Source organism: Sphingomonas oligophenolica, from assembly GCF_039522915.1.
Classification (GTDB): Bacteria; Pseudomonadota; Alphaproteobacteria; order Sphingomonadales; family Sphingomonadaceae; genus Sphingomonas; species Sphingomonas oligophenolica.
The window spans coordinates 117,850-123,849 of sequence record NZ_BAAAEH010000060.1; the positions used below are offsets into that span (position 1 = coordinate 117,850).

At 64.7% G+C, this 6,000-nt stretch carries 9 protein-coding genes; 6 read left to right on the plus strand and 3 right to left on the minus strand.

Annotated features, from left to right (window positions below; all coding sequences use genetic code 11):
- The first annotated feature begins 30 nt into the window (after positions 1–30).
- Both ABD050_RS26680 and ABD050_RS26685 read left to right on the plus strand, forming a co-directional pair.
- On the plus strand, positions 31–261 hold the full coding sequence (locus ABD050_RS26680) for a hypothetical protein (protein WP_343892604.1): 231 nt from the start codon (positions 31–33) through the stop codon (positions 259–261).
- Positions 262–422: 161 nt separating this feature from the next.
- A complete protein-coding gene (locus tag ABD050_RS26685) occupies positions 423–791 on the plus strand; it encodes a hypothetical protein (protein WP_343892605.1) in 369 nt (122 codons plus the stop codon).
- Positions 792–820: 29 nt separating this feature from the next.
- Here ABD050_RS26685 and ABD050_RS26690 read toward each other — a convergent pair whose 3' ends face one another.
- On the minus strand, positions 821–1,300 hold the full coding sequence (locus tag ABD050_RS26690; protein ID WP_343892606.1) for a hypothetical protein: 480 nt from the start codon (positions 1,298–1,300) through the stop codon (positions 821–823).
- A gap of 221 nt (positions 1,301–1,521) precedes the next feature.
- Between ABD050_RS26690 and ABD050_RS26695 the strand changes: the two genes are divergently transcribed.
- The 3 genes from ABD050_RS26695 to ABD050_RS26705 all read left to right on the plus strand — a co-directional run bounded on the left by ABD050_RS26695 (position 1,522) and on the right by ABD050_RS26705 (position 3,743).
- Positions 1,522–1,914 (plus strand): VOC family protein, encoded by a 393-nt coding sequence (locus ABD050_RS26695; RefSeq protein WP_343892607.1) that lies wholly within the window; start codon positions 1,522–1,524, stop codon positions 1,912–1,914.
- A gap of 209 nt (positions 1,915–2,123) precedes the next feature.
- Positions 2,124–2,735: a hypothetical protein gene (locus ABD050_RS26700; RefSeq protein WP_343892608.1), complete on the plus strand. Its 612-nt coding sequence runs from the start codon at positions 2,124–2,126 to the stop codon at positions 2,733–2,735.
- A 123-nt stretch (positions 2,736–2,858) separates the two neighbouring features.
- A complete protein-coding gene (locus ABD050_RS26705) occupies positions 2,859–3,743 on the plus strand; it encodes an AraC family transcriptional regulator (protein ID WP_343892609.1) in 885 nt (294 codons plus the stop codon).
- Positions 3,744–3,861: 118 nt separating this feature from the next.
- Here the strand turns inward: ABD050_RS26705 and ABD050_RS26710 are convergent, their stop codons facing one another.
- The gene (locus ABD050_RS26710; RefSeq protein ID WP_343892610.1) at positions 3,862–4,296 is read right to left on the minus strand and encodes a hypothetical protein; all 435 of its coding nucleotides are present in this window, start codon (positions 4,294–4,296) and stop codon (positions 3,862–3,864) included.
- 193 nt (positions 4,297–4,489) lie between these two features.
- On the opposite strand from ABD050_RS26710, the gene ABD050_RS26715 reads away from it, so the two are divergent.
- Positions 4,490–5,128 (plus strand): glutathione S-transferase family protein, encoded by a 639-nt coding sequence (locus tag ABD050_RS26715; protein ID WP_343892611.1) that lies wholly within the window; start codon positions 4,490–4,492, stop codon positions 5,126–5,128.
- Between the two features lie 76 nt (positions 5,129–5,204).
- Here ABD050_RS26715 and ABD050_RS26720 read toward each other — a convergent pair whose 3' ends face one another.
- Positions 5,205–5,573, minus strand: coding sequence for a hypothetical protein (locus tag ABD050_RS26720; protein ID WP_343892612.1), 369 nt, complete (start codon positions 5,571–5,573; stop codon positions 5,205–5,207).
- Between the last annotated feature and the right edge of the window lie 427 nt (positions 5,574–6,000).

The following is a 6,000-nucleotide window of genomic DNA, read 5'->3' on the forward strand; positions in this document are numbered from 1 at the left end:
ATAGCGTTTTACATCGCGCACGGGCAGACCTTGCTCGCCGCCTTGGGTCGTGAGATGCTCAGGCTGCGTAGCGAGAGTGATGCCATGCGGAAGAACGCGAAAGCCCGGTTCCTGCCGATCGTCATGCTTCCGGCGATCATGCCGGCCGTGCTGGTGCCGCCGATGCTGCTTCTTCATGTTCCCGACTATGTGCTCGGCATTGCCATGGGCGTGTTCATTGGCCTCGCGGGCGTGGGTATTGCCTGGATGGCAAAGAGCTAAGGCCGCAGCTCGACTGGCGCCTGAGGCTGGCGCCCGCTGGAGCCGCTGGACGGCAGCCGTCGCTCGGGCATCTTTTTTCGACGCGACGTTCGGTTGATGAGATCAAGCCGCTTTGCGCGCCCCTCATTGCCGACGTGCAAGCAACGGCCCATGCTGGAACAATGAGCCGCGCCGTTCACCTGAAGCTGTCTCTCATGACCGGTGTTGCGCTGCTGAGCGGCTGCACGCTGCACCGTCCACCGACGCTGGCCGAGGATGAGGCGCGCGTTTGTCTCGAACGCGGCGGTCACCAGAGCCGGGCACCCTTTGGTCCACCCGTCTGCCAACTACCTTATGCTGACGCGGGCAAGGCATGCAGCGGCAAGGCCGATTGTCGAGGCGAATGCTTGAGCGACGCGCCCGAGCACGCGAATATTGTCGCCATCGGCACGCCGGTCGCGGGGCGATGCGAAGCCGGGACCAACACATTCGGCTGCTACGCAAGGGTGGAGAACGGAAAATTGGCGGAGCGCTACGGCTGCACCGACTAGCATGGACCGTCATCCGTCAAACCTGCGCGTCAGTCCGCACCTTGATAATATGTCGCCGGCAGCGATGGTGTCAGGGGGTATAGACATGCCGACGGGTCGCTCTCATCGGACCGACGCTTCCTCAGGCAGGCGGTAACCGACAGCAGCACCCTCGCCCGATCCCGGGCCTTGTCAGCCTCGCACGCCACCTTCCATGCCGATTTCCAGGGCGACGCGCCACCAGTGACCGCGCCGAACACGCCGCATTCCGCTTCCATGCCGGGCCGCCAGGTCCTGACGAGCTCCTCGATCGCCATGACCGTCTCGACTTCCAGATCCAGGTCGTCGACGACCCTCTTGTCGTGAAGGGTGCCGAGCAGCTGGCCCTCCGCTCCTTTCAGATCAGCATCGGCCCTTCTGAGGGAGCGCATGGCGCTGTTGCCGAAATCACAGGCGCTGGCCTGAGGGCATTCCGGATTGTCGATCGGCGCAGCGCCGGCAACCAGCAAAGACAGCATCAACATCATCATGGCGCGCTCCCGGTCTCAGGGCGTAGCTTTCCGGAGCTCAAGAAATCTCTAACGCACTCCGTTTCGGGAGGAAAAGGCAAGCCACCGGTCGGCCGCCGCCAGCGAACGTCGCCCCCGAAGGCGGCCGGACGGCTGTCGGCAGGAAATACAGCCCCTCGATGGCCGAGCCGATTGCGACCATGGGCTCAAGCCGATAATCCCGGCGTGAAGGAGATTCCTCCATGCCGAAATCAGTCCTTCCCTTTCTCATGTTCCAGGGTGAGGGGTCCGCGGCGCTCGATTTCTACCGCTCGGTCTTCCCCGACGCGAAGGTCGAGCCGGTCGGCAAGCATGATGAGCCCGGCGCCCCTCCCGGCTTGTTACCCTTGACCCGCCTTACCATCGCCGGCCAGACGATCCTGCTCAACGACAGCCCCGTGCGCCATGCCTTCACCTTCACGCCATCCATGTCGCTGTTCGTCGAATGCCGGTCGGAACAGGAGCTGCGCGCGCTCAGCGACGCGTTGAAGCAGGGCGGATCGGAACTGATGCCGGTCGGCAGCTACGGCTTCAGTACGCTGTTCTCCTGGGTCACTGACCGCTTCGGCGTGTCGTGGCAGATCAACGTCGCCTGAGGCATCATTCCACCAGGGCGAGCCGTTCCGCTACGCGCGCTGCTCACACCGAGGCGCAGCATCCGCGGTGTTCGGCTGGTGACAAAATACGCGTGCGAAGGTGGGAGCCGCAAGGAACCCGGCCTGCTGAAGGAAGAAAAGCCGCCCCGCGGCAGCCGACCCGCAAGCAGACATTGATTTCGCCCCGGTTTGATGTGCCAATGCCCCTCATGCTGATAGTCGCCATCGCCGCCCTGATCGCCTCGCCCACGCAGCCGCCGATATTGCGTCCCGAGCCTGCGATCGGCGCTTTTGCCAGCGTGAACTATGCGATTACCTTCATCGCCCCCGTCCGCACCACTTACTGCCCGATTCCGGCCGATTGGTCCGGGTCGGATCACGGCACCGTGATCTTCCTCGAGCCGCCCCGCTTTTGCCGGGGTGTCGGTTATCCCTCGTCGAGCCGGGGGTTCGAACCCGACGCTCCAAGGATCGAGGTCTATTACGGCCTGGACCTGAGCCAGGATGACGCCTCTCCATCCACCCCGCCCGCATGCAACCGAGCCGGCGCCATCATGCTGCTTGGCAGGGCCCGTGCCCTTTGCCGGTCCCCTCATCGACATCGCGTGGTGCTCTGGAGCCGGGCGACCTATTCCACCTACGGCCCCGCTGAGTTGATCCTGACGCTGGTGACGACGCGCCGCCGCCTGAGCGCTGACCTCGGGCGCTTTCGACGCTTTGCCGCGAGCGTGCGGACCTGCAGGCAGGTCGATCGGCGCCTGAAGGGCTCAGCCTCCACCTGGGGCACGGGTCCACGGTGCCCGAAAGGCAATTGGTACTGAACGACCGGTTTCCCGCCAGCGGCCCCCAACGAGAACATCCGCCAACCCACCCCAAACCGCAAGATCGGTCGAGCGCGCGGCGCCCCTGCCCGGCTACCTAGCGCCGCCACGGAGGAATTGACGATGAAGGCGGCGCTTCGACACTATCATGCCCGGATGCAGCGGGTGCTGGACCATATCGACCAGCATCTCGACGGCGATCTGGACCTGGACACGGTCAGCCGGGTCGCCGCCTTCTCGAAATTTCATTTTCACCGGCAGTTCATGGCGACCTTCGGTTTGTCGCTGCACCGCTATGTCCAGCTTGCCCGGCTGAAGCGCGCGTCGCACCGGCTGGCCACGAACGGCGCCGAGAGCGTCACGGAAATAGCGATGGACGCCGGCTATGACGCACCGGACGCCTTCGCCCGCGCCTTTCGGCAACGGTTCGGGCAATCCCCGTCGTCGTTCCGGAAGTCGCCCGACTGGGCGCCGTGGCTTGCGGCCTTCGGGCCTCTCAACACGGCGAGGAGCAAGCTCATGCAGATAACCTACACCCCGGACGACGTGACGATCCGCGACGAGCCGCCGACACCGGTGGCGATCCTGGAGCATCGCGGCGACCGGGCGACGCTCGGCGCGACCATCGAGCGGTTCATTGCCTGGCGCAAGGCCGCCGGCCTGTCGCCCGAGACAAGCCCTACCTTCAACATCTTCCGCTCCGAGCGGATTCCCGCGGTCCCCGCCGAGTACAGCATGGATCTGTGCGTCGGGACCGACCAGCCGATCGGCCCGAACGAGCAAGGTATGAAGGCCGGCATGATCCCGGGCGGACGCTGCGCGGTGCTGCGCGTCGTCCACGACACGCATAATCTGGAGCCCGCCGCGCTCTATCTGTATCGGGAATGGCTTCCGGCCAGCGGCGAGGAAGCACGCGATTTCCCGATCTATTGCCGGCGGTATCTCACCTTCTTCCCGAACGCACCGGTCCATGACGTGGTGGTGGAATTGTTCCTGCCGCTGAAATAGCGCCCTCGGATGGCGGGCTGACCCTTCCGGTCGCAGGAAGCGGCGGGCCGCCATCCACCCCTTCTCGCTGTCCCGATGCCAGCGCGCACCGCCAGAGCCACGGTGCCCCCTCGGCACGTCAGTAACCAAAGCGACGCTCGAACCACGCCGCGGCATCCTCGCCGTAGAGCAGCAGGATGGCGAAACCCTCGGCGCTCAGCTGGACGATCGACAGCGCGATCGCGGCCATGCCGCTCCCGCCGACCGGCACGACCACGCCGATGCCGCGCAGGAAGGCGACGCTCGTCACCAGCCCGAGCACCCAGCGCAGGCCGAGCGCACTACGCGCGGCGCGCGATTTTCCGAAGACGACGAGCAGCATCAGCGACACGGCAAAGCCGATCCCGAGCAGCCGGATCGCCGTGATCCGCAGGGCAAGCGTGTGCGCCGCCTCCGGCGCGAGCCTGAAGCCGAAATCGGTCGTCCGCGCGGCATAAAGGGCGAGCAGCAGCGACATGATGACCGAGAAGCCGAAAAGCATCGCGAACAGGGAAATCGATGGTGGTCGTTGCACGGTCTTCCGTCCCCCGCTGGATTCGGCAGAAAGGAGATATCCGGGCAAGATTAAGACTTTGCGCCGTCGCCTCGCCCTCAGCCCGGAAGCCTCTCGGGCCGCCGGCGGCTACCGCCCGGAGTCAGTCGTCCGCTTTCCTCGCTGGCGGTTCCGAAAGCTGCCATGTAACAGCGCGGTCGAGAGGAGATGGCGGTTGGCAAACCTTGTTCTTACCACCTTCGATTGGGTGCCGGACATGCCGCGCGGCCATGTGCGTGACATAAGGGTGCGTTGGGCGCTGGAAGAGGCCGGCCTGCCCTATCGTGTGGAGTCAGTGCCCTTCCATCATCGCTCAGCCGGGCATTTTGCGCACCAGCCCTTCGGTCAGGTGCCGTGGTTGACTGATGGCGACCTGTCGATCTTCGAAACTGGCGCCATCCTGCTTCATCTCGGCGAGCTGAGCGGCAAGCTAATGCCTGCCGATCCGCGCGGCCGCAGCGACGTGAAGCAATGGCTTTTCGCAGCGCTCGCGTCAGTCGAAGCGGCGAGCCAGCCCTGGTCCTTCTTCAAATTTTCCGGCGACACGGACGAGACGCCGATGCGCGCCTTCTTCGATGGCTTTCTCGAGGCGCGGCTCAAGCATATGGAAGAGGTGCTGGCAGGGCGCGAATGGCTCGCCGGGGCCTTTTCGATTGCCGATATCCTCATGGCCGACGTGCTGCGCCTGGTCGACCGGTTCGAGGGCCTGGCGACCTATGACCATTGCCGCGCCTATGTCGCTCGCGCCACGTCGCGACCGTCCTTCTTGAAGGCCCGTGCCGACCAGATGGCGCATTTCGCCGCAGCGGATTAGCGACGGCCCTGTCCACCATTCCCTTCCCGCTCAGCGGCCCTGGCCTGGGCGGACCTGTTCGCGGCCACCCGGCACTTCACAGCAGCAGCCAGCCGATACCGACGACAGCGACAATCGCGACAACGATCCAGGTCGCGGCCGAGGCGTGCGCGACATGAACCCACAAACCGGATTCCGCCAGCAATTCGCTCTCGGGACTGATGTCGGACGGAGAGAGGCCGGTTTCCCGGCAAAGCGCTGCCGCAAAGCGGTCCCAGACGCCCGGCTGATCCGCCGCGCCGGGTGGGAGCGCCCTCATCAGTGCGGTATAGACATCTCCCACCGTGCTCCACTCATGGGCGTTCGTGTAGTCCAGGCGAACGCCGAACGCCTTTTCCACTTCCAGGATCGCGGCGATTTCATCCCCGTCGCCGCCCAGACCGACACGTTGCGAGGGTGTTTCCATCCGCGGAAGCTAGTCGACAGCCGGCGTGCGTGAAACCTGATTCAGCGATCGGGAATGGATCGGTTCGATTCAACCCCGGGGGAGAGTGTGGAAAGAGCGCGAGCGGGCGGGATGCTGTCCCGGTTCCACCCTGCTCTTTGACATGACCGTTTTATTCAATGGGCGGGCCGCCATTCCCCCAGGCCCGCTGTTCCTTCGCTGGTCCCCGCTGTTCCTCCGCTGTTCCGCCGCTGTTATCCTCGCTGTTCCCCCGCTGTTATCCCGCTGTTATCCCGCTGTTCCCGAATAACAGCGGGATGTGCCATAAAGCGTTGATGACGAACGGAGAAATTTACCGAAAACTCCAACATAACAGCGGCGAAACTGAACGACTACCGGCTGGCGCCGGTAGGTTCGGTTGGAGTGGCTGAAGCCTTTTCAATTGGGG

Coding starts and splice junctions, on each gene's coding strand:
- ABD050_RS26685 (WP_343892605.1), top strand. CDS start 423: ATGAGCCGCGCCGTTCACCTGAAGCTGTCTCTCATGACCGGTGTTGCG.
- ABD050_RS26690 (WP_343892606.1), bottom strand. CDS start 1,300: ATGATGATGTTGATGCTGTCTTTGCTGGTTGCCGGCGCTGCGCCGATC.
- ABD050_RS26695 (WP_343892607.1), top strand. CDS start 1,522: ATGCCGAAATCAGTCCTTCCCTTTCTCATGTTCCAGGGTGAGGGGTCC.
- ABD050_RS26700 (WP_343892608.1), top strand. CDS start 2,124: ATGCTGATAGTCGCCATCGCCGCCCTGATCGCCTCGCCCACGCAGCCG.
- ABD050_RS26705 (WP_343892609.1), top strand. CDS start 2,859: ATGAAGGCGGCGCTTCGACACTATCATGCCCGGATGCAGCGGGTGCTG.
- ABD050_RS26720 (WP_343892612.1), bottom strand. CDS start 5,573: ATGGAAACACCCTCGCAACGTGTCGGTCTGGGCGGCGACGGGGATGAA.